General features: G+C 64.6%; 17 protein-coding genes and 6 tRNA genes. 17 read left to right on the top strand and 6 right to left on the bottom strand.

The window, feature by feature from the left end; all coding sequences use genetic code 11:
• The first annotated feature begins 13 nt into the window (after window positions 1-13).
• The 15 genes from trpB (at window position 14) to OOB33_RS17570 (ending at window position 11512) form a co-directional block, all read left to right on the top strand.
• The gene (gene trpB, locus OOB33_RS17640; RefSeq protein WP_271009622.1) at window positions 14-1309 is read left to right on the top strand and encodes a tryptophan synthase subunit beta; all 1296 of its coding nucleotides are present in this window, start codon (window positions 14-16) and stop codon (window positions 1307-1309) included.
• Window positions 1309-2106, top strand: a complete 798-nt coding sequence (gene trpA, locus OOB33_RS17635; RefSeq protein WP_271009621.1) for a tryptophan synthase subunit alpha — start codon at window positions 1309-1311, stop codon at window positions 2104-2106. The genes trpB and trpA overlap by 1 nt, the downstream gene beginning before the upstream one ends.
• A gap of 34 nt (window positions 2107-2140) precedes the next feature.
• The gene (accD, locus tag OOB33_RS17630; protein ID WP_102766892.1) at window positions 2141-3013 is read left to right on the top strand and encodes an acetyl-CoA carboxylase, carboxyltransferase subunit beta; all 873 of its coding nucleotides are present in this window, start codon (window positions 2141-2143) and stop codon (window positions 3011-3013) included.
• A 100-nt stretch (window positions 3014-3113) separates the two neighbouring features.
• Window positions 3114-4481: a bifunctional tetrahydrofolate synthase/dihydrofolate synthase gene (gene folC / locus OOB33_RS17625; RefSeq protein ID WP_271009620.1), complete on the top strand. Its 1368-nt coding sequence runs from the start codon at window positions 3114-3116 to the stop codon at window positions 4479-4481.
• 152 nt (window positions 4482-4633) lie between these two features.
• Window positions 4634-5599, top strand: coding sequence for an SPOR domain-containing protein (locus OOB33_RS17620; protein ID WP_271009619.1), 966 nt, complete (start codon window positions 4634-4636; stop codon window positions 5597-5599).
• Window positions 5600-5657: 58 nt separating this feature from the next.
• Complete coding sequence (locus OOB33_RS17615; RefSeq protein WP_271009618.1) at window positions 5658-6146, top strand: CvpA family protein; 489 nt, start codon at window positions 5658-5660, stop codon at window positions 6144-6146.
• A gap of 91 nt (window positions 6147-6237) precedes the next feature.
• Window positions 6238-7752 carry an amidophosphoribosyltransferase gene (gene purF, locus OOB33_RS17610; protein ID WP_102766888.1) on the top strand — a complete coding sequence of 505 codons (1515 nt, stop codon included), beginning with the start codon at window positions 6238-6240 and terminating at the stop codon, window positions 7750-7752.
• 2 nt (window positions 7753-7754) lie between these two features.
• A complete protein-coding gene (locus tag OOB33_RS17605) occupies window positions 7755-8993 on the top strand; it encodes an O-succinylhomoserine sulfhydrylase (RefSeq protein ID WP_271009617.1) in 1239 nt (412 codons plus the stop codon).
• Window positions 8990-10423, top strand: a complete 1434-nt coding sequence (gene gltX / locus OOB33_RS17600) for a glutamate--tRNA ligase (RefSeq protein ID WP_102766886.1) — start codon at window positions 8990-8992, stop codon at window positions 10421-10423. Before OOB33_RS17605 ends, gltX begins: the two co-directional genes overlap by 4 nt.
• A gap of 124 nt (window positions 10424-10547) precedes the next feature.
• Window positions 10548-10623, top strand: a tRNA-Ala gene (locus tag OOB33_RS17595).
• A 119-nt stretch (window positions 10624-10742) separates the two neighbouring features.
• Window positions 10743-10818: transfer RNA gene (locus tag OOB33_RS17590), tRNA-Glu, on the top strand.
• Window positions 10819-10906: 88 nt separating this feature from the next.
• Window positions 10907-10983, top strand: a tRNA-Asp gene (locus OOB33_RS17585).
• Between the two features lie 155 nt (window positions 10984-11138).
• Window positions 11139-11214: transfer RNA gene (locus OOB33_RS17580), tRNA-Ala, on the top strand.
• A gap of 57 nt (window positions 11215-11271) precedes the next feature.
• A tRNA-Glu gene (locus OOB33_RS17575) sits at window positions 11272-11347 on the top strand.
• An 88-nt stretch (window positions 11348-11435) separates the two neighbouring features.
• Window positions 11436-11512: transfer RNA gene (locus OOB33_RS17570), tRNA-Asp, on the top strand.
• A 516-nt stretch (window positions 11513-12028) separates the two neighbouring features.
• Here the strand turns inward: OOB33_RS17570 and lexA are convergent.
• Entirely contained in the window at window positions 12029-12784 is a 756-nt protein-coding gene (lexA, locus tag OOB33_RS17565; RefSeq protein ID WP_271009616.1) for a transcriptional repressor LexA, read from the bottom strand.
• Between the two features lie 85 nt (window positions 12785-12869).
• On the opposite strand from lexA, the gene OOB33_RS17560 reads away from it, so the two are divergent.
• The gene (locus OOB33_RS17560; protein ID WP_271009615.1) at window positions 12870-13868 is read left to right on the top strand and encodes an asparaginase; all 999 of its coding nucleotides are present in this window, start codon (window positions 12870-12872) and stop codon (window positions 13866-13868) included.
• 28 nt (window positions 13869-13896) lie between these two features.
• On the opposite strand, the gene OOB33_RS17555 is transcribed toward OOB33_RS17560, so the two are convergent.
• Together OOB33_RS17555 and OOB33_RS17550 are read right to left on the bottom strand one after the other, a co-directional pair.
• On the bottom strand, window positions 13897-14322 hold the full coding sequence (locus tag OOB33_RS17555) for an organic hydroperoxide resistance protein (protein ID WP_271009614.1): 426 nt from the start codon (window positions 14320-14322) through the stop codon (window positions 13897-13899).
• 16 nt (window positions 14323-14338) lie between these two features.
• The gene (locus OOB33_RS17550) at window positions 14339-14824 is read right to left on the bottom strand and encodes a MarR family winged helix-turn-helix transcriptional regulator (RefSeq protein WP_102766883.1); all 486 of its coding nucleotides are present in this window, start codon (window positions 14822-14824) and stop codon (window positions 14339-14341) included.
• A 163-nt stretch (window positions 14825-14987) separates the two neighbouring features.
• Between OOB33_RS17550 and OOB33_RS17545 the strand changes: the two genes are divergently transcribed.
• Window positions 14988-15344: a DUF1304 domain-containing protein gene (locus OOB33_RS17545; protein ID WP_271010077.1), complete on the top strand. Its 357-nt coding sequence runs from the start codon at window positions 14988-14990 to the stop codon at window positions 15342-15344.
• Between the two features lie 86 nt (window positions 15345-15430).
• Here OOB33_RS17545 and OOB33_RS17540 read toward each other — a convergent pair whose 3' ends face one another.
• The 3 genes from OOB33_RS17540 to OOB33_RS17530 all read right to left on the bottom strand — a co-directional run bounded on the left by OOB33_RS17540 (window position 15431) and on the right by OOB33_RS17530 (window position 20285).
• Complete coding sequence (locus OOB33_RS17540; protein WP_102766881.1) at window positions 15431-17434, bottom strand: ABC-F family ATP-binding cassette domain-containing protein; 2004 nt, start codon at window positions 17432-17434, stop codon at window positions 15431-15433.
• Window positions 17431-18348 (bottom strand): 50S ribosomal protein L3 N(5)-glutamine methyltransferase, encoded by a 918-nt coding sequence (prmB, locus tag OOB33_RS17535; RefSeq protein ID WP_271009613.1) that lies wholly within the window; start codon window positions 18346-18348, stop codon window positions 17431-17433. The genes OOB33_RS17540 and prmB overlap by 4 nt, the downstream gene beginning before the upstream one ends.
• 119 nt (window positions 18349-18467) lie before the next feature.
• Window positions 18468-20285, bottom strand: coding sequence for an aspartyl protease family protein (locus OOB33_RS17530; protein WP_271009612.1), 1818 nt, complete (start codon window positions 20283-20285; stop codon window positions 18468-18470).
• Window positions 20286-20334: the final 49 nt, after the last annotated feature.

Genomic DNA, 20334 nt, shown 5'->3' with positions numbered 1-20334 from the left:
CACGATTCCCACCATGCAAGACTACACACAGCCCGATGCCCAGGGGCATTTCGGCCCCATCCATGGCCAAACCTACGGCGGCAGCTTTGTTGCCGAGACCCTGGTTCACGCACTCGACGAGTTGAAAGAGGCCTACGCTCATTTCAGCAAGGACCCGGAATTCATCAAGGAGTTCAAGCGTGAGCTGGCTCATTTTGTCGGCCGCCCGAGCCCGATTTATCACGCCGATCGCCTGAGCCGCGAGCTCGGTGGAGCCCAGGTCTACCTCAAGCGCGAGGACTTGAACCACACCGGCGCGCACAAGATCAACAACACCATCGGCCAGGCCCTGCTCGCCAAGCGCATGGGCAAGAAGCGCATCATTGCCGAGACCGGCGCCGGCCAGCACGGCGTGGCCACGGCCACCATCTGCGCCCGTTACGGCATGGAATGCGTGGTGTACATGGGCAGCGAGGACGTCAAGCGACAGAGCCCCAACGTTTACCGCATGCATTTGCTGGGCGCCCGCGTGGTGCCGGTGGAGTCGGGCTCCAAGACGTTGAAAGACGCGCTCAACGAGGCCATGCGCGACTGGGTCACCAACGTCGAGTCGACCTTCTACATCATCGGCACCGTGGCCGGCCCGCATCCGTATCCGATGCTGGTGCGCGACTTCCAGCGCGTGATCGGTGACGAGTGTCTGACGCAGATGCCCGAGATGATCGGCCGCCAGCCCGATGCGGTGATTGCCTGTGTGGGCGGCGGCAGCAATGCCATGGGCATTTTCTACCCCTACATCCCCCATGCCGGTACCCGCCTGATCGGCGTGGAGGCCGCCGGGGAGGGCATGGACAGCGGCAAGCATGCGGCCACGCTGAGCGCCGGCAGCCCTGGCGTGCTGCATGGCAACCGCACCTACCTGCTTCAAGACGACAACGGCCAGATCATCGAGACCCATTCGATCTCGGCCGGTCTGGACTACCCCGGCGTCGGCCCCGAGCATGCCTACCTCAAGGACATCGGCCGCGCCGAGTATGTGGGCGTGACCGATGCGGAAGCGCTGGCCGCCTTCCATCATCTGTGCCGCACCGAGGGCATCATCCCGGCGCTGGAGTCCAGCCATGCGGTGGCCCATGCCATGAAGCTGGCGCCGACGATGCGGCCCGACCAGCACCTGCTGGTGAACCTGTCCGGCCGTGGCGACAAGGACATTGGCACCGTGGCCGATCTGTCCAAGGCCGAGTTCTACTGCCGGCCGTCCTGCAAGGGGCAGTCGGTCAAGGGCGGCGAGCAGCCGGTCCATGTGCTGAGCTCGAAAGGAGGCCTGTGATGAGCCGCATCCAAGCCACTTTCGCCCGTTTGGCCGAACAAGGCCGCAAGGCCTTGATCCCCTTCGTCCACACCGGTGATCCTTACCCCGAAACCACGGTGCCGCTGATGCGCGCCATGGCCGAGGCCGGCGCCGATGTGATCGAGCTCGGCGTGCCGTTTTCTGACCCCATGGCCGACGGCCCGGTGATCCAGCGCGCGGCCGAGCGGGCCTTGCAAAAAGGCATAGGCTTGGCCCGCGTGCTGGCCGATGTGCGCGAATTCCGCCAGGCCGACGATGTCACGCCGGTGGTGCTGATGGGCTACGCCAATCCGATCGAACGCTACGGCATAGCCCGTTTCGTCGACGATGCGGCGGCGGCCGGTGTCGACGGCGTGCTGGTGGTGGACTATCCGCCCGAGGAATGCGAAACCTTTGCCGCCCTGCTGCAGGCGCGCGGCCTGGACCCGATCTTCTTGTTGGCGCCCACCTCGACCGAGGCGCGCATGGCCCGCATCGGCAAGATCGCCAGCGGCTATGTCTACTACGTCTCCCTCAAGGGCGTGACCGGCGCGGGCCACCTGAACACCGCGGCCGTGGCCGAGATGATCCCGCGCATTCGTCAGCATGTCAGCGTGCCGGTGGGCGTGGGTTTTGGCATCCGCGATGCGGCCACCGCCCGGGCCGTGGCCGATGTTTCGGACGCGGTGGTGATCGGTTCTCGCCTGGTCGAGCTGCTGGAGACGCAGACACGCGATAATGTCGCTTTGACGGGTGCCCAGTTCATCCGCGAGATCCGTGCTGCGCTCGACGCGTAGCCTGACCTGAGAACCAGAACAAAGGAGTCTGCTTGTGAGTTGGCTTGAGAAACTGTTGCCGCCCAAGATGCAGCAAACCGACCCGACCGAGCGCCGCATGGTGCCGGAAGGTTTGTGGATCAAGTGCCCGTCCTGCGAGACGGTGCTCTACAAGACCGATCTGGAAAAGAACGTCAACGTCTGCCCCAAGTGCAGCCACCACCACCGCATCGGTGCCCGGGCTCGCCTGGATGCCTTCCTCGACGGCGAAGGCCGCTACGAGATCGGCCAGGAAGTGTTGCCGGTGGACGCGCTGAAGTTCAAGGACAGCAAGAAGTACCCCGATCGCCTGAAGGAAGCGCTGGAGCACACTGGCGAAACCGACGCGCTGATCGTCATGGGCGGCGCCGTGATGACGCTGCCGGTGGTGGTGGCCTGCTTCGAGTTCAACTTCATGGGCGGCTCCATGGGTTCGGTGGTCGGTGAGCGCTTTGTGCGTGGCGTGGAAACCGCCATCGAGCAAAAGACTCCGTTCATCTGCTACACCGCCACCGGCGGCGCCCGCATGCAAGAAGGCCTTCTGAGCCTGATGCAGATGGCCAAGACCAATGCGGCCCTGACCCGATTGGCCAAAGCCAAACTGCCTTACATCAGCGTGCTGACCGACCCGACCATGGGCGGCGTGTCGGCCTCCTTTGCTTTCGTCGGTGACGTGGTGATCGCCGAGCCCAAGGCGCTGATCGGCTTCGCCGGCCCGCGCGTGATCGAGAACACCGTGCGCGAAAAGCTGCCCGCTGGCTTCCAGCGCGCCGAGTTCCTGATGGAAAAGGGCGCCGTGGACATGATCGTGGACCGCCGCGAACTGCGCGAGACCATCGCCCGCTCGCTGGCCATGCTGCAACGCCAGAGCTCGGACGCCGTGGCCTGAGCTGCCTTGGCAGCCGCTGTCTGAGCCCTCGCTCCTCACCCCACACGGCCAGGCCCACAAGGTCTGGCCGTCTTTCTTTGCTGGAAGCGTTTTCCTCGCCATGACCTCTCAGAACCTCACGCCCGTGCCTGCCACTCTGGACGATTGGCTGGCCCATTGCGAACGCCTGCATCCCAAGACCATCGACATGACCCTGGACCGGGTCACTACCTTGCGCGAGCGCCTGGGCTTGAACTTCGAGCCGCCGGTGGTGGTGGTGGCGGGCACCAATGGCAAGGGCTCGACCTGTGCCATGCTGGAGTCCATCGCCCTGCAGGCGGGGTACCGCGTGGGCCTCTACATCAAGCCGCACCTGGTTCATTTCCAGGAGCGCTGCCGGGTGGGCGGGGCGCCGGTGGAGGCCGAGAGCCTGCTGCCGCATTTCGCGGCCGTGGAAGCGGCACGTGGGGATATGACGCTGAGCTACTTCGAGTTCACCACCCTGGCCATCATGCGCCGCCTGGCGGCCGAGCCCCTGGATCTGGTGATTCTTGAGGTGGGTCTGGGCGGGCGCCTGGATGCCGTCAATTGCATCGACGGCGACTGTGCCGTCATCACCAGCATCGACCTGGATCACACCGAGTACCTGGGGCCGGACCGTGAGTCGGTGGGCCGCGAGAAGGCCGGCATCATGCGCGCCGGCCGCACCGTGATCGTCAGCGACCCCATGCCGCCGGACAGCCTGGCGGCACGTGCGGCCGAGATCGGCGCCGATCTGCGCCAGCTGGGCGTTGATTTCAGCTACAGCGGCGACCGCCAGCAGTGGCAATGGTCAGGCCGCGAGCGCCGCTTCAGCGGCCTTGCTTATCCGGCGCTGCGCGGCGTCAATCAGCTGCTCAATGCGGCGGGCGTGCTGGCGGTGTTCGAGGCCTTGTACGAGCGCCTGCCGATCAGCGCGCAGGCGGTGCGCACCGGCTTAGCCTTGGTCGAATTGCCTGGGCGCTTCCAGGTCGTGGCCGGCCAGCCAGCTCTGGTGCTGGACGTGGCGCACAACCCGCATGCCGTGGCAGCCCTGGCCCAGAATCTGGACCAGATGGGCTTCTACCCGCGCACGCACGCTGTCTTTGGCGCCATGGTCGACAAAGACCTGGCCGGCATCTTTCAACGGATGGCCCCGCTGGTTGACGTCTGGCATTTCTGCAATCTGGAATTGCCCCGTGCCGCCAGCGCCGCCGATTTGCAGGCCCAGTTCGCCGCCCTGCAGGCCGAAGGGCGCCTGAAGGCGCCGCCTCAGGTGTGCCTGCACACCCATGCGCAGCCGCTCGACGCCCTGGCGGCAGCGGCGGCCGAGGCAGACCCCGCTGATAGAATTCTGGTCTTCGGTTCCTTCTACACAGTGGGTGGCGTACTCAAGAACGGTGTCCCCCGTTTGCAGTCCCACAAACCGCCGTCAGAAGCGGTGCCGCCACCGCAATTCCCCACCGCCTGATCGGGCTGGGTCGCCAGATTCGCCGGGCGGCCGGGCGGGGGGGGCGGTGCGGCGCTGAAGCGCCGAGGCCGGACGCCTCACCCGCTCCGGTGCTTCGCTTTCCATCGTCAACGCTGTCCTCCTTCACCTCGGCGCAGGCCGGATTTCTTGCCATGGGTTTGCTGTCCTTTTTCAAGCGCGACAAGGCCGCACCGGCTGCCAAGCGGGTGTCGGATTCGGCCGATGCGGTGCAGCAGCTGCGCCTGCGCGCACGCCATCGCTTGATCGGTGCCGCGGTGCTGGTGGGTGTGGGTGTGATCGGCTTCCCGCTGGTGTTTGAGACCCAGCCGCGGCCCATCCCGGTGGACCTGCCGATCCAGATCCCCAGCAAGGACGGCGCGGCGCCGCTGGCGATTCCGCAAGCGCGTCCGGCACAGGCTCAGCAGCTGCCCCAGCAAAGCCTGCCGACACTGGCCTCCGAGGACGAATTCGAGGTGGCCAAGTCTTCCGCCAACACCGCAGCAGGCAGTAGCCGTGCCAGCGAGGGCAAGGTGGCGTCCAACGCGGCGCCGACCCCGCTGCCGGTTCCCGCTCCGGCCAAGGTGGCTGAAAAGGCGATCGAAAAGGCGGCAGAAAAGGTGGCCGAGAAGCCTCCGGTCAAGCCGATCGAGCGACTGGTCGACAAGCCCGCCGAGAAGCTGGCTGACAAGCACGCCGACAAGGCCAGCACCAAGCCGAGCGCAGAAAAGCCTGCCGACAAGGCCGCAGACAAGGCTGCCGAAAGGGCCGCCGACAAGCGCAATGCCGCCGCCAGCAGCAGCAACCACAGCCCTGAGGCCGCCCGTGTGCAGGCCTTGCTCGAGGGCCGCAGCGCCGCATCGGCCAGCAAGCCCGGCGAGGCCGCGGCCGGCGCACGCCACATCTTGCAGATCGGCGCCTACGCCGACAGCAAATCGGCGCAGGAGGTTCGCATGAAGGTCGAGCGTCTGGGCCTCAAGACCTACACCCAGGCTGTGGACACGGCCGCAGGCAAGCGCATCCGCGTGCGCCTTGGCCCGTTTGCCAGCCGCGAGGAGGCCGACAAGGCCGCCGCCAAGCTCAAGTCCGCCGGTTTGTCGGCCGCGGTGCTGACACTTTGATGCTGCACAAGGTCGCCTTGCTGGGGCATGCGCGGCTTGCGCGGGAGCACGGTGCACCATGAGCTGGGTGGACCTGACCCTGTTGAGCCTTTTGCTGCTGTCCGTGTTGGTTGGCCTGTGGCGGGGTTTGGTGTTCGAGTTGCTGTCGCTGGCTGGCTGGCTGGTGGCCTACCTGGCCGCGCCGCATGTGTCGCCCTGGCTGCAGGCCTGGTTGCCCCAGCAGCGTCTGGGGCCGAGCTTGAGCGCGGGCTTGGGCCTGGTGCTGAGCTTTGCCCTGGTCTTGTTGCTCTGGGGCCTGGGTGCGAAACTGCTGCGGGCCTTGATCCAGGCCTCGCCGTTGAGTGTGTTGGACCGCCTGGCGGGCGCCGGATTCGGCGCGCTGCGGGGGCTGTTGCTGGCCTTGTTGCTGGTGGTGCTGGTGCAGATGACGCCGGCGGCCCAGTGGCCGGCCTGGCAGGAATCGCGGCTGGCGCCGCAGCTGCATCAGGTGCTGAGCGCCTTGCGGCCGCTGCTGCCGGAGGCGGTGGTGAATCGATTGCCGGCCTGAGCCACAAGCTCGGGCCGGTGTGAGTTGGAGCGGTGCCTCGTGGCGCCGCTGGGTATTGCGTAGAAAAGTCTCATCCAGAGAAGGAAAAGCCATGTGCGGCATCGTTGGCGTCATCTCCCGTTCCCCTGTCAATCAGCTGATTTATGACGCCTTGCTGCTGCTGCAGCACCGCGGTCAGGATGCGGCGGGCATCGTCACGATGCAGGGCAACAAGTGCTTCATGCACAAGGCGCGCGGCATGGTGCGCGACGTCTTCCGCACCCGCAATATGCGCGCGCTGCCAGGCAGCATCGGCCTGGGCCAGGTGCGCTACCCGACTGCCGGCAATGCCTACAACGAGGAAGAGGCCCAGCCCTTCTACGTCAACGCGCCCTTCGGCCTGGTGCTGGTGCACAACGGCAACCTGACCAATGCGCAAGGCCTGAAGACCGAGCTGTTCGACATCGACCGCCGCCACATCAACACCGAGAGCGACTCCGAGGTGCTGCTCAATGTGCTGGCGCATGAGCTGGAGCAGGTCGCGCGCGACCTGCCGCTGAGCCCCGAGGCCGTGTTCCAGGCCGTGCGTGCCGTGCACAAGCGCATCAAGGGCAGCTATGCCGTGATCGCCCTGATCGCCGGCCATGGCTTGCTGGCGTTCCGCGACCCCTTCGGCATCCGCCCACTGTGCTTCGGCCAGGCGGCCGATGGCGAATTCATGGTGGCCAGCGAGAGCGTGGCGTTGGAAGGCAACGGCTTCCAGCTGGTGCGCGATGTGGCGCCCGGCGAGGCCTTGTTCATCGACATGAACGGCACGCTGCACACCCAGCAATGCGCCGAGAACCCGACGCTGAACCCCTGCATGTTCGAGTTCGTCTACCTGGCCCGCCCGGATTCGGTGATGGACGGCATCTCGGTCTACCAGGCCCGTCTGAACATGGGCGAGACGCTGGCGCAGCGCCTGATCTCGACCATGCCGCCCAGCGACATCGATGTGGTGATCCCGATCCCGGAATCGAGCCGCCCCTCGGCCATGCAGCTGGCCCATCGCATCGGCAAGCCCTACCGCGAAGGCTTTGTGAAGAACCGCTACGTCGGCCGAACCTTCATCATGCCGGGACAGGGCGCGCGCAAGAAGTCGGTGCGCCAAAAGCTCAACGCCATCGGCCTGGAGTTCAAGGGCCGCAATGTGCTGCTGGTCGATGACTCCATCGTGCGCGGCACCACCTCCAAGGAGATCGTGCAGATGGCCCGCGAGGCCGGTGCGCGCAAGGTCTATCTGGCCTCGGCCGCGCCGCCGGTGCGCTTCCGCAATGTCTACGGCATCGACATGCCGACCAGCGAAGAGCTGGTGGCGCACAACCGCAGTATCGAAGAGATCCGCGCTTTCATCGGCGCCGATGCGCTGATCTACCAGGATGTGGATGCAATGAAGCGCGTGGTCGCGGCCCTGCAGCCGAATCTGCAAGGCTTTGAAGCGTCCTGCTTCGACGGCCGCTACATCACCGGCGATGTGACCGCCGAAGACTTCGCCAAGCTTGAAGCCCAGCGCCGCGCCCAGGGCGACGAAGAAGACGGCCCGGCCCGCACCCGCCTGGCCCTGCAAAGCGGGGGCGAGGGCCAATGAGCATGAGCGAGGAAGCCCGCCGCATCGCCCGCGCCACGCTGCCCGAGGGCCTGCGCCCCGAGACTCTGGCCGTGCGCACGGCCTTGCCGCCCAGCCAGCATTGCGAAAACTCAGAAGGCCTGTTCCTGACCAGCGCCTATGTGCAGCCGGACGCAGCCACCTCGGCCCAGCGCTTTGCCGACTCGGAAGACTTCACCTACTCGCGCACCAGCAACCCGACGGTGCGCAGCCTGGAAGCGCGCCTGGCCGCCATGGAAGGCACCGAAGGCGCCATCGCCACCGCCACCGGCATGAGCGCCATCCTGCTGCTCTGCATGGGCTTGCTCAAGGCGGGCGACCATGTGCTGTGCTCGCGCTCGGTTTTCGGCACCACCATCAATCTGTTCGCCAAGGAGTTTGGCAAGTTCGGGGTGGAGACGACGTTCGTTTCGCAGACCGAGCTAGCCGAATGGCGCGCGGCCCTGCGCCCCAACACCCGGCTGCTGTTCGCCGAGACGCCGACCAACCCGCTGACCGAGGTCTGCGACATCCGCGCCCTGGCCGATATCGCCCATGGTGCCGGTGCGCTGCTGGTGGTGGACAACACCTATTCGACGCCGGCGCTGCAGCAGCCCACGCGCTTTGGCGCCGACTTGGTCATGCACTCGGCCACCAAGTACATGGACGGCCAAGGCCGGGTCATGGGCGGTGCGCTGTGTGGCCCCAATCGCCTGATCAAGGACATGTTCGGCCCGGTAATGCGCACGGCCGGCATGGTGCTCTCGCCTTTCAACGCCTGGGTCATTTTGAAAGGCCTGGAGACCTTGAGCCTGCGCATGAAGGCCCAGAGCGAACAAGCCCTGGCCGTGGCCCGCTGGCTGGAGGCCCGGCCCGAGGTGGCACGGGTGTACTGCCCGGCTTTGCCCTCGCATCCCCAGCATGAACTGGCCATGCGTCAGCAGTCGGGGCAGGGCGGGGCGGTCCTGTCTTTCGAGCTGAAGGCCGACACGCCCGAGGCCGCGCGAGCCGCGGCCTTCCATGTGATCAACAGCACCCGGGTGCTCAGCATCGCCACCAATCTGGGCGACACCAAATCCATCATCACCCACCCAGCCACCACCTCGCATGGTCGCCTCAGCGAGGCCCAGCGCCAGGCCGCCGGCATCAGCCAGGGCTTGATCCGTCTGGCCGTCGGTCTTGAGCATGTCGACGACATCACCGATGACCTGAACCGCGGCCTCTCCACTTTGAACAGCTTATGAGCCAACACGCCAACACTCCCGTGCGCACCCGCATTGCGCCGTCGCCGACCGGTTTTCTGCACCTGGGCACGGCCCGCACAGCCCTGTACTCCTGGGCCTATGCCCGCCACTACGGTGGCAAGTTCGTGCTGCGCATAGAGGACACCGATGTGGCACGTTCCACCCAGGATTCGGTGGAGCAGATCCTGGCTTCGATGAAATGGTTGGGCCTGGACTACGACGAAGGCCCGATCTACCAGATGCAGCGCCTGGAGCGCTACCACGCGGTGGCCGAGCAATTGATCGCTGAAGGCAAGGCCTACCGCTGCTACTGCACGCCCGCCGAGCTGGACGAGATGCGCGAGGCTCAACGCGCGCGCGGCGAGAAAACCCGTTACGACGGCCGCTGGCGCCCGGAGCCCGGCAAGGTGCTGCCGCCCGTGCCGGCCGGTGTGACACCGGTGGTGCGTTTCAAGAATCCGCTGGACGGTGACGTCACCTGGGATGATCTGGTCAAGGGCCCCATCACCATCAACAACCGCGAGATTGACGACCTGATCATCGTGCGTCCCGCCGCTGAAGACGCGCCGGCCGGCAGCCTGGGTGTGCCGACCTACAACTTCGCCGTGGTGGTGGACGACTGGGACATGCAGATCAGCCATGTGTTCCGCGGTGATGAGCATGTCAACAACACGCCCTGGCAGATCAATATCTTCCGTGCCCTCGGCGCGCCGCTGCCGGCCTTTGGCCATGTGCCGGTGATTCTGGGTGACGATGGTCAGAAGCTGTCCAAGCGCCGCGGCGCGGTCAGTGTCACGGCTTACGAAGAGGGGGGTTACCTGCCCGAGGCCATGCTGAACTACCTCTCTCGCCTGGGATGGAGCCACGGCGATGACGAGCTGTTCAGCCGCGAGCAACTGGTGTCCTGGTTCGATGGCAGCCATCTGAACAAGAGCCCCGCGCAATGGGACCCGGCCAAGCTGGAATGGGTCAACAGCCAATACATCAAGCAGGCAGATGACAGCCGTCTGGCTGCGCTGGTGGCGGCGCATTTCGCTGCACGCGGCGTGCAGGTGGATGCCGCCAATCTCGCGCCCATGTGCAGCCTGTTCAAGGACCGTTGTTCGACGACCGTGGCTCTGGCCGACTGGCTGGCCATGTACTTCGGCCCGGTCAGCCCCTCGGCCGAGGATCTGGCGGCGCATGTCACGGACGCGGTGAAGCCGGCCCTGGCTGCGCTGGCGGACAAGCTTGAAGCACTGCCTGAGTGGAGCAAGCCCGTCATTGCCGCCGCCATCAAGGAAACCATCGGCGCGCATGGCCTGAAGATGCCTCAGCTGGCCATGCCGGTGCGGGCATTGGTGTGCGGGCGTGTGCAAACGCCCAGCGTCGACGCGGTGCTGGAACTGTTCGAACAAGAAATTGTTGTGAAACGCTTGCGCTCCTTGTAAAAAGCGTCCTATAATCTATGTCTTGCTTGAACAGCGCGAAACTTTAGATGTCTCGCGGTGCTTTGGAAGGCGAGTCGATCCGCAAGGAGCGGCTAGGCAGTCTGAAGTACTGATAAGAATCGTCGGGGGTATAGCTCAGCTGGGAGAGCGCTTGCATGGCATGCAAGAGGTCAGCGGTTCGATCCCGCTTACCTCCACCAAATTCAAATTGAGTTTGTGTGGCGCGCGGTTCAGATGCAAAAGTTTTGCGATATACTGCAGAGCTTGAATATATAGAGTTAATTGCTGTATACTATGCGGCAGTTAATAAGAAGGTTTAGTCCCCTTCGTCTAGAGGCCTAGGACACCACCCTTTCACGGTGACTACAGGGGTTCGAATCCCCTAGGGGACGCCAAGTTTGACAAGGCTTGGTAGTTATTGAAAAATAGCTGCAAACTTGTTTGATGTGATTTAAATTGTGTATATAATTTAAATCATCATCTGGAGTGGTAGTTCAGTTGGTTAGAATACCGGCCTGTCACGCCGGGGGTCGCGGGTTCGAGTCCCGTCCACTCCGCCAGCTTTGAGGCAAAGATTGAAATGTCTTTGTCTGCGTTGAAGAAATCTGCTGCGGTAGATTTCAAAGGCGGCCAAGAGATTGGCCGCTGTTATTTGTGAAGTTGTTTGAGGTTTGACACGCTTGAATGGCGCGGCGACCGAGATTCGCAAGGATCTGGGGGTATAGCTCAGCTGGGAGAGCGCTTGCATGGCATGCAAGAGGTCAGCGGTTCGATCCCGCTTACCTCCACCACCAAATTTTGTTTGGAAGTGGCGCGCGATTCAGGATGTGATCAGGCTAGAAGGTTGAGTCCCCTTCGTCTAGAGGCCTAGGACACCACCCTTTCACGGTGACTACAGGGGTTCGAATCCCCTAGGGGACGCCAAGTTTGACAAGGCTTGGCAGTGTTTGAATGAATACTGCGTAACTTGTCCGGTGCAGCGCAATATCGATTTCGATATTGTGTCTCATCTGGAGTGGTAGTTCAGTTGGTTAGAATACCGGCCTGTCACGCCGGGGGTCGCGGGTTCGAGTCCCGTCCACTCCGCCAACATATTGAGAAACCCCGCAAACGAAAGTTTGCGGGGTTTTTTCTTTTCCGTTCGATATTCGTGGCTTTGCGCTGTTGATGAAAACGGACTATTTGATCAATACCTGCACGACATTTCCTTGTCATTCCGGCGGTTCAGTCTCGAAATCTCCATTGGAGATCAAACCATCAGCGATGGCGCCTCGTCTGTGAGGTATTCAGCTGCAGTAATGCAAGGGTTCGATACGGGGTTTGGCAAGGTTCCTGCGCGTTCAGGCGGCGCCTCTTTTGGGTCTGGTGCAGATTGCTTTGTTCCAGCCACACAACTCGTGATCGGACGAATGTTTGATCAAGCGTCCGCCCGTTCAGGACCAATGTGAATAAACAAAAGAGCCTGCATTGGAGGCTCTTTCGTATGTGCTGGGTCTTCCGCGACATGAGGCGGCGAGCGATTCAGACGCGTCGTTGGCTGTCTATCGACGGGCGGAGCAAGTAGGCCCGACCCGGGCAAGGGTTGCACATCGTGCGGTCGGGGGATCAACTGAACATCTGATTGCGGATCAGGCCCACCGCCAGCCCCTCGATGGCAAAGCTGTCGTCATCGGCGGCCACCTGAATCGGTTCGAAATCGGTGTTCTCGGGCAGCAACTCAATGCCACTGCGGCCGCGCTTGAATCGCTTGACGGTCACTTCGTCGCCGATTCGGGCGACCACGATCTGGCCGTTCTTGGCGTCCGAGGCTTTCTGCACGGCCAAGAGATCGCCATCCATGATGCCGATGTCTTTCATGCTCATGCCTTTCACTTTGAGCAAAAAGTCGGGCTTCTTGGCGAACATGCTGGCTTCGACGGCGTAGTTTTGCTCGATGTGCTCCTGCGCCAGGATGGGGTGGCCGGCGGCCACGCGCCCAATCAGCGGGAGATTCAGCTGGGCCAGGCTGGCCAAAGGGAAATCGAGTTGCTGCCGATCGCTGCCGCGGGGTGCGGCGCGGCCGCGCGCATATCCGGCTTGAAACTCGCGCGCCTCTTTTGACTCGCGGGCATCGCGTGCGGAGTTGAGCGCTCTCAATGTGTCAGACTTCAGGCGGATGCCGCGCGAGGTGCCGCCGACCAGTTCGATCGCGCCTTTGCGAGCCAGGGCCTGCAAATGCTCTTCGGCGGCGTTGGCAGAACGAAAACCGAGCTCGGCGGCGATTTCGGCCCGGGTCGGTGGAGCGCCGGTGCGTTCGATGGCGGCTCGCACCAGATCGAGAATCTGCTGTTGGCGCGCGGTGAGTTTCGGGCTGTCTTCCACGGTGGTCGTCCTCTGCTTGGGGCCCTGGGGCTTGATTGCCTGAATATTTATCCAGTGACTGTATTTTCATCCAGGAAATTCAAAATTGCAAAGCAAGCAAGAAACAATTGCCGTGAATGCGCCGGTGTTTGAAGCGAAATCGGGGCTGGTCGTGATTCTCGGAACCGGTGGCACCATCGCCGGTACGGCGGCCGATGCCTCGGACAATGTCGGTTATCAGGCCGCGCAGCTCGGTGTCGCACAGCTGATTGCGGCGATCCCGCCGCTCGCCCGCCGTGCGCTGGAGGCCGAACAAGTTGTGCAGCTGGACAGCAAGGACATGGATTTCGCGACCTGGCGTCTGCTGGCTGAACGGGTCGCGGCGCATCTGGCGCGTCCAGAAGTGGCCGGCGTGGTCATCACCCACGGCACGGATACCTTGGAAGAGACCGCCTATTTCCTGCAGCGCGTCCTGGCACCCGGCAAGCCCGTGGTGATCACCGCGGCCATGCGGCCCGCGACCGCCCTTCAGACCGATGGTCCGCAGAACCTGCTGGATGCAGTCACTCTCGCTGCGGAGGGAGGGGTGCCTGGTGTGTTCGTGATGTTCGCCGGCAGCATCCATTCCGCCGAGCAGGTGCGCAAGGTACACAGCTACCGGGTCGATGCATTCGCGTCAGCCGACGGCGCGCGTCTGGGGGCGGTGGAGGAGGGAGTGGTGCGCTGGTTCGCCGCGGGTCCGCAGTGCGGTGCGCAGCCGGTGGTGGGTCTTGCCCACTTGCCCCAAGGCGACCTGAGCTGGCCACGGGTGCAGATCGTGCTCAACCATGTCGGCGCCGATGGCTCGGTGGTTCGAGCCTTGTTGGCGCAGGGTGTGGATGGGCTGGTGGTGGCCGGTACCGGCAATGGCAGCCTGTCGCACGCCCTGGAGGCAGCTTTGCGCGAGGCGCAGCAGCAAGGCGTGCGCGTGCTGCGAAGCACGCGCTGCGATGCCGGGCCGGTCACTGCCTCGGCCGAGGCCTTGCCCAGCGCGGGAGCGCTGAGCCCGGTGAAGGCGCGAATCGAGCTGCTGCTGGACTTGCTTTCAAGCCCCGTGCCGCGCTGATTCGCGCCTCTGGCCTTGCTCGGTCGACTCAGGCCAGGGTCAGCGTGACGTCGATATTGCCGCGGGTGGCGTTCGAGTAGGGGCAGACCTGGTGGGCGGCGTCTACCAGGTCTTGGGCCACGCTGCGCTCCACGCCGGGCACCGAGATGTTCAGGGCCACCTGGATGCCGAAGCCGGCCGGGATGGGGCCGATGCCCACATCGGCGGTGATGGACACGTCGGCCGGCAGGGCGACCTTCTTCATCATGGCGACATGCTTGAGGGCACCGATGAAGCAGGCCGAATAGCCGGCTGCGAACAGCTGTTCGGGGTTGGTGCCCGGGCCGCCGGCGCCGCCCAATTCCTTGGGTGTCGAAAGTTGCACGTTCAGCGCGCCGTCCGAGCTGGATGAGCTGCCTTGGCGGCCGCCGGTGGAGGTGGCGCGAGCGGTGTAGAGGACTTTGTCGAGTGCCATGGTGATGTGCTTCCTATCAATCAGGGGTGGTGGGTGAAAGTTCGGCGACCGCCAGCTGCTGTCGCAGCTCATGCAGGCGTCGGGTCAGGGAACTCAGTTCTTCCAAAGAGCAGGCGGCCGCACAGGCCAGTCGCGGTGGAATCTTTTGGGCTTGCACCTTCAGGGCCAGGCCCATGGGCGTGAGCAGGATGTCGACACGCCGTTCATCTTGCGCGGCGCGCTGCCGTTTCACAAAACCCGCCGTTTCCATGCGTTTGAGCAGGGGCGTGAGCGTTCCGGAGTCGAGCGACAGGCGTTGCCCCAGGGTGGAAACGCTGATGCCGTCCTGCTCCCAAAGCACCAACATCACCAGGTACTGCGGGTAGGTCAGGCTCAAGGGCTCCAGCAAGGGCTTGTACAGCTTGGTCATGGCCAGAGAGCTGGCGTAGAGCGCAAAGCACAGCTGCTGGTCCAGACGCAGCCAGTCCTCGTTTGCGGCGGCCGCCGGGGCAAGCTGCGGCATGTCGGGCTGGGGACAGTTGGATGGGCGTGACATGGGCGATAATGTAGTCCTCAATTTAATTGCACACAATTTATGTGACTAAGGGTCTTGCTGCTAGACGTTTGCGATTCAGCAGCGCAGGGCCAAGCAGACCCGGTGTCCTGAAAGCGAGCACAAGATGGCGATGAGCATGGTGGCGAATGGTTTGGTGGCCTTGGTGGCCGCCTTGCACCTGTATTTTTTGGTGCTGGAGATGTTCTTCTGGACCAAGCCTTTGGGTCGGCGCGTGTTTCGCCTGACGCCGGAGTTTGCTGAGGCCAGCAAGACCTTGGCGGCCAATCAGGGCCTGTACAACGGCTTTCTGAGTGCCGGCCTGGTGTGGGGCCTGCTGCAGGGCGCGGCCGGTGTGCCGACGCAGCTGTTCTTCCTGGGCTGCGTGGTGGTGGCCGGCGTGTTCGGCGCCGCCACGGTGGGCAAGAAGATTCTGTTCGTGCAGGCGCTGCCGGCGGCGCTGGCTGCGGCCCTGGTTTTGCTGACATGAACGTCTGAAGCCCTGCGCCAGAAAACAAAAAAGGGCCCGAGAAATCTCGGGCCCTTTTCATCGGTGCGTAGGGGCTGCGCTTGCGATCAAGCCGCCGCGTGAATCGCGTCGACCTCGGCGCTGAGCTCAAGCCAGCGCAGCTCGGCGCTTTCCAACTCGTCGTGGATGGCCTTGAGGCGCTTGCCGGCTTCAACGATCTGAGCCGGTGTCGCCTTGCCTTCCGCCAGTTGGGCCTCCAGGGCCGTGCGTTCATCGGCCAGCTTGTTGAGCTTGGCGTCGATGGCGTCCATCTCCTTGCGAAGCGGGCGGGTTTGGTCGGCAAGCTTTTGGCGAGCTTGGCCGCTGAGTTTGCGGTCCTCGCGCGCGGCCGGGGCCGGGGTCGGGGCAGGGGCGGCTGCAGCAACTGGAGCCGGGGTGGCTGCCGCCACCGTGCTGCCTGACTTGCCGGCTTTGGCCAGGGCCTTGGCGGCATCCTTGGCGGCCTTGGCTGCTTCCTTGGACTGGTCCAGCAGCCAGCGCTGGTAATCGTCCAGGTCGCCGTCGAACGGGGACACCACGCCCTTGCTGACCAGCCAGAACTCGTCGCAGACCTCGCGCAGCAGGGCGCGATCGTGGCTCACCAGCATCACCGTGCCTTCGAACTCGTTGAGCGCAATCGACAGCGCCTCTCGGGTGTTCAGGTCCAAGTGGTTGGTGGGCTCGTCCATCAGCAGCAGATTGGGGCGCTGCCACACCAGCATGGCCAGCACCAGGCGGGCCTTCTCGCCCCCCGAGAGGCTGCCCACCTGCTGGTTGACCATGTCGCCAACAAAGCGGAACTGGCCCAGGAAATCGCGCAGCTCCTGCTCGCGCGCCTGCGGGCTCACCTCTTTGGCCAGGCGGACCATGTGCGAGAGCGGGCCTTCTTCCGGCCGCAGCACGTCCATTTCCTGCTGGGCAAAGTAGCCGATCGTCAGGCCCTTGCCTTCGGTGATCTTGCCGCCCATGGCGCGCTGCATGCGGGCCACCGTTTTCACCACGGTGGATTTGCCCTGGCCGTTGGCGCCCAGGATGCCAATGCGCTGGCCGGCCAGCACCGAGCGGTCGATGCCGCGCACGATGATGTTCTCGACGCCGTCGACCTCATAACCGCAAGCCACATCGTCAAACATCAGCATGGGGTTGGGCAGGCTGACGGGCTCGCGGAACTCGAAATTGAAGTCCGCTGATGCCAGCACCGGTGCCAGTTTTTCCATGCGCTCCAGGGCCTTGACCCGGCTCTGCGCCTGCTTGGCCTTGCTGGCCTTGGCCTTGAAACGATCGATGAACTTCTGCAGGTGCGCAATGCGCTCTTGCTGCTTGCCAAAGGCGGCTTGCTGCTGCTCCATGCGCTCGGCGCGCATGGCCTCGAAGGCCGTGTAGTTGCCGCCGTAGCGGTGCAGCTTGGCTTCGTCCAGGTGCAGGGTGACTTTGGTGATGGCGTCCAGGAACTCGCGGTCATGGCTGATCACGATCAGGGTGCCGTCGTAGCGCTGCAGCCAGGCTTCCAGCCAGACCAGGGCGTCCAGGTCCAAGTGGTTGGTCGGTTCGTCCAGCAGCATCAGCTCTGCCGGGCACATCAGGGCGCGGGCCAGCTGCAAACGCATGCGCCAGCCGCCGGAGAAGCTGTTCACCGGCGCATCGACCTGCTCGCCCTTGAAGCCCAGGCCCATCAGCAAGGCCTGCGCGCGCGGTTTCGCGTCGAAGGCGCCGGCGTCCATCAGCAGGGCATGGGCGTCGGCCATGGCATGGCCATCCTCGGCCGCTTCCGCATCGGCCAGGGCCTGGCGCGCGGCCATCAGGCGCACATCGCCTTCGAGCACAAATTCGGTCGCCGGCATGTCGGTTTCCGGCATGTTCTGGGCCACTTCACCCACGGCCCATTGGCGGGGGATGTCCACCTCGCCCTTGTCGCTTTGCAGACGGTCGGTCAACAGCGCAAAAAGGCTGGACTTGCCGGCGCCGTTGCGGCCCACCAGGCCGACCTTTTCGCCCGGTTGCAGCACGACGCTGGCGTCGTCGAGCACGACCTTGGTGCCGCGTCGCAGCGTGATATTTCGCAGGGTGATCATGGCGTGGGGCGACCTTCCGGGTTCTTGTTCTTGTGGGCGTTCATCATGTTCAGTGATTCTTCGGTGATCAGCAGCACCTGGTCGGCCCCCGAGGAGGTGTCCATCCAGGCCACCTCCAGCTCGGGGAAGGCGGCTTCAAAAAACGGGCGCTCATTGCCGATCTCCAGCAAGAGCACGCCGCGCGGTTTGAGCACGGCCGGTGCCTCGGCCAGCAGGCGGCGGATGAAATCCATGCCGTCATCGCCGCCGGCCAGGGCCATCTCGGGCTCGGCGCGGTACTCAGCCGGCAGGCGGGACATGGTCTCGCTGTTGACATAGGGCGGGTTGCACAGAATCAGGCCGTAGCGGCGGCCGGCCGCCAGGGCCGGCGCCAGGCCATCGCCCTGCATCAATCGGATGCGCGACTGCAGGCCATGCTTGTCGACATTGATGCGCGCCACTTCCAGGGCTTCGGCGCTAAGGTCCAGGCCATCCACCTGCACCTCGGGCCAGGCCATGGCGGCCAGCACGGCCAGCGAGCCATTGCCGGTGCACAGATCCAGCACCTCGGTGGTCTGGTCGGAGAGCCAGGCATCGATGCTGGCATCGGCGATCAGCTCGGCGATGAAGCTGCGCGGCACGATGGCGCGCTCGTCGACGTAAAACGGCACGCCCTGCAACCAGGCCTCGCGGGTCAGGTAAGCGGCAGGCTTGCGCGTCGCAATGCGTTGCTCGACCAGCTCGGCGATGCGCGCTTGCTGGGCGTCGCTCAGCGTCAGGGCCTCGTGCTCGTCCAGCTGGTCCAGCGGCAGCCCCAGGGCCCAGAGCGCCAGCCAGGCGGCCTCGTCAAAGGCGACAGCCGTGCCATGGCCAAACGAAACGCCCGCCTCGGAAAGGCGGGCGGCTTGGGCCTCGATGCAGTTCAGTAAATTCATGGGGGCTCGGTGAAGGGCAGGGCGTGATTGTCGCCGATGGCGCGCGCGCCCTCGCCAACCCGTTACCGCCAACCCGTCACTGCCAACCCGTCACCGGCAAGCAGCCACAGGCTGTCGGCCTAGGGCGCGGAGGCTGGCGTGGGCTTGGCCGCGGCCGCGTCGACCGCCAGGCCGTAACGACCCGCCTCCTGCTCGATCTCCGGACGGTGCTCGCGCGCTGCTGCGAGTGCAGCTTGGGCGCCTGTGGCGTCGCCCAGCTTGCCCAGTGCGATGCCACGGCCGTAGTGGGGCCAGGCGAGCTTGTCGTCCAGCTTCAACGCACGATCAAAATCGGCCAGGGCCTTGTGCCACTCACCCTGCCGCAGGCGCAACCAGCCTCGGCTGTCGAAGTACTTGCCTTGCTCGGCATCCAGATCGATGGCCCGATCGCAGTCCCGCAGCGCCTGTGTCAAGTCACTGTGGAGCATCACGCGCGTCCAGCAGCGCTGGTTCAGCGCGTCGGCGGTGGCCAGGTCATGCGGGTAGGCCGCGAGCCAATGGTCCAGCTGCTTCACCACGGCGGGCAGGTGCTGCAGGCGCAGGTAGATCTGCGCCATCTGCAGGCGCTGCGGGGCTTGCGCGGGCAGCAGGCGATCCAGTTCGTCCAGGTCCTGGAGCGCGGCATCCGGCTTGCTCGGCTTGGCCATCAAGGTCGCCCGCTTCATCCTTGCCTCGGCGTGCGCCGGGTCTGCCGCCAGCGCTGCGTCCAGGTCTTGTTTGGCCAGCTTCGCTTGCCGCATCTGCAGGTGCAGGGTCGCACGAATCACGCGGTGTTCGGCGGCTTGGGGCTCCATCTCGCAGGCGCGGTCCAGGTCGGCCAAGGCTGCTTTGTAGTCCTTGCGCGCCATCGAGGCCGCGCCGCGCCGGGCGTAGGCCGAGGCCTTGGCTTCGGGGCCGAGTTCGGGCAGGCCGCTGGACTTGGCTTCGTCGCTGTCGTCCTTGGGCTCGGGCTTGCTCAGCGCGAACACCTGGCCGCCGTTGTAGGTGAAGTACATGCGGCGCTGCTTCTTGGACACATAGATGCGGTGCGAAAGGAAAAAGTCGACGCCCAGCAGCATGTCGATCTCGCGCAGCTCGAAGTCAGCCACGCTCAGGCGCACGTTGTGCACCACTTCGCCCCCCAGCTCGAAGCGATCGATCGCGCCGCTCCAGCCGGCCACCGTGCCTTGGCCCACACCGCCCACCCGGCCGGTTGGCTTCAGATCCGTGACGCCGACACTCTTGGCTGCCTTGAGCGACATCACCGTGCGGGCGCCGGTGTCGAACAACACACGCAGGCGTTTGCCATTGATCAGGGCGATGGTTTCGATGGCGGGGGTCTTGGTCTTGCGGTCGGGGCGCAGCAGCTCGATCTCTGAAACCGGCGTGTCGCCGGCCCAGTAAGCCATGCCATGCTTGTCGCAATCTTCGTTGGGGAACATCAGACGAACCAGACCATGCGCCAGGTCGTATTCGGTGTCGGCCACCGACAGGATGTTGCGGCCCAAAAGGCCCATGGTGCCGTTGCGGTCGTCGTTGCCGCCGATCACAAAATCGACGTTGGGCAACTCGCCGCCAAGCAAATTGATGCGTTCTGCGGTGGCAAGGCCCGCGTGTTCGTCTCGCCCGGTCACGCCTGTGATTTCCATGCCCCAGGGCAGGGCACGCACCTTCATCTTCAGCTGCTGGGCTGCGGCATGGGTGAGGGTGCTGAAGAACGCGCCGCTGTCGACGATCAGGGGAATGTCCTGCCCGTTGATGCCCAGTGTGGCCACTGCCCGAGAGCCCTTCATCGTGACTGGCAACTCCAGGCTCTGAACCTTGCAGGCGGCCCAGCCGGGCTGAGCGCAGGCCACCCAGAGGCCCAAAGCACTGATCACTGCGAGCGCTTGATGCGCCCAGCGCTTTGCTGCACGCATGCCTGTGCTTTCTTCTGTCATCTCCATGGCCTCCCTGCCTGCCTGATTG

Origin of the sequence: Paucibacter sp. B51, from assembly GCF_027863535.1 — a bacterium.
In the GTDB taxonomy this organism is placed as follows: Bacteria; Pseudomonadota; Gammaproteobacteria; order Burkholderiales; family Burkholderiaceae_C; genus Paucibacter_A; species Paucibacter_A aquatilis.
Note: the sequence above shows the minus strand (reverse complement) of the source record. Positions and strands in the feature narration are given on the sequence as shown.

What these genes read in the sequence shown, in the direction of transcription:
- trpA (WP_271009621.1), top strand. Translation starts at nt 1,309, where the DNA reads ATGAGCCGCATCCAAGCCACTTTCGCCCGTTTGGCCGAACAAGGCCGC.
- prmB (WP_271009613.1), bottom strand. Translation starts at nt 18,348, where the DNA reads ATGAATTTACTGAACTGCATCGAGGCCCAAGCCGCCCGCCTTTCCGAG.
- purF (WP_102766888.1), top strand. Translation starts at nt 6,238, where the DNA reads ATGTGCGGCATCGTTGGCGTCATCTCCCGTTCCCCTGTCAATCAGCTG.
- trpB (WP_271009622.1), top strand. Translation starts at nt 14, where the DNA reads ATGCAAGACTACACACAGCCCGATGCCCAGGGGCATTTCGGCCCCATC.
- folC (WP_271009620.1), top strand. Translation starts at nt 3,114, where the DNA reads ATGACCTCTCAGAACCTCACGCCCGTGCCTGCCACTCTGGACGATTGG.
- gltX (WP_102766886.1), top strand. Translation starts at nt 8,990, where the DNA reads ATGAGCCAACACGCCAACACTCCCGTGCGCACCCGCATTGCGCCGTCG.
- OOB33_RS17550 (WP_102766883.1), bottom strand. Translation starts at nt 14,824, where the DNA reads ATGCCGCAGCTTGCCCCGGCGGCCGCCGCAAACGAGGACTGGCTGCGT.
- OOB33_RS17545 (WP_271010077.1), top strand. Translation starts at nt 14,988, where the DNA reads ATGAGCATGGTGGCGAATGGTTTGGTGGCCTTGGTGGCCGCCTTGCAC.
- OOB33_RS17615 (WP_271009618.1), top strand. Translation starts at nt 5,658, where the DNA reads ATGAGCTGGGTGGACCTGACCCTGTTGAGCCTTTTGCTGCTGTCCGTG.
- OOB33_RS17620 (WP_271009619.1), top strand. Translation starts at nt 4,634, where the DNA reads ATGGGTTTGCTGTCCTTTTTCAAGCGCGACAAGGCCGCACCGGCTGCC.
- OOB33_RS17530 (WP_271009612.1), bottom strand. Translation starts at nt 20,285, where the DNA reads ATGCGTGCAGCAAAGCGCTGGGCGCATCAAGCGCTCGCAGTGATCAGT.
- OOB33_RS17555 (WP_271009614.1), bottom strand. Translation starts at nt 14,322, where the DNA reads ATGGCACTCGACAAAGTCCTCTACACCGCTCGCGCCACCTCCACCGGC.
- OOB33_RS17540 (WP_102766881.1), bottom strand. Translation starts at nt 17,434, where the DNA reads ATGATCACCCTGCGAAATATCACGCTGCGACGCGGCACCAAGGTCGTG.
- OOB33_RS17605 (WP_271009617.1), top strand. Translation starts at nt 7,755, where the DNA reads ATGAGCGAGGAAGCCCGCCGCATCGCCCGCGCCACGCTGCCCGAGGGC.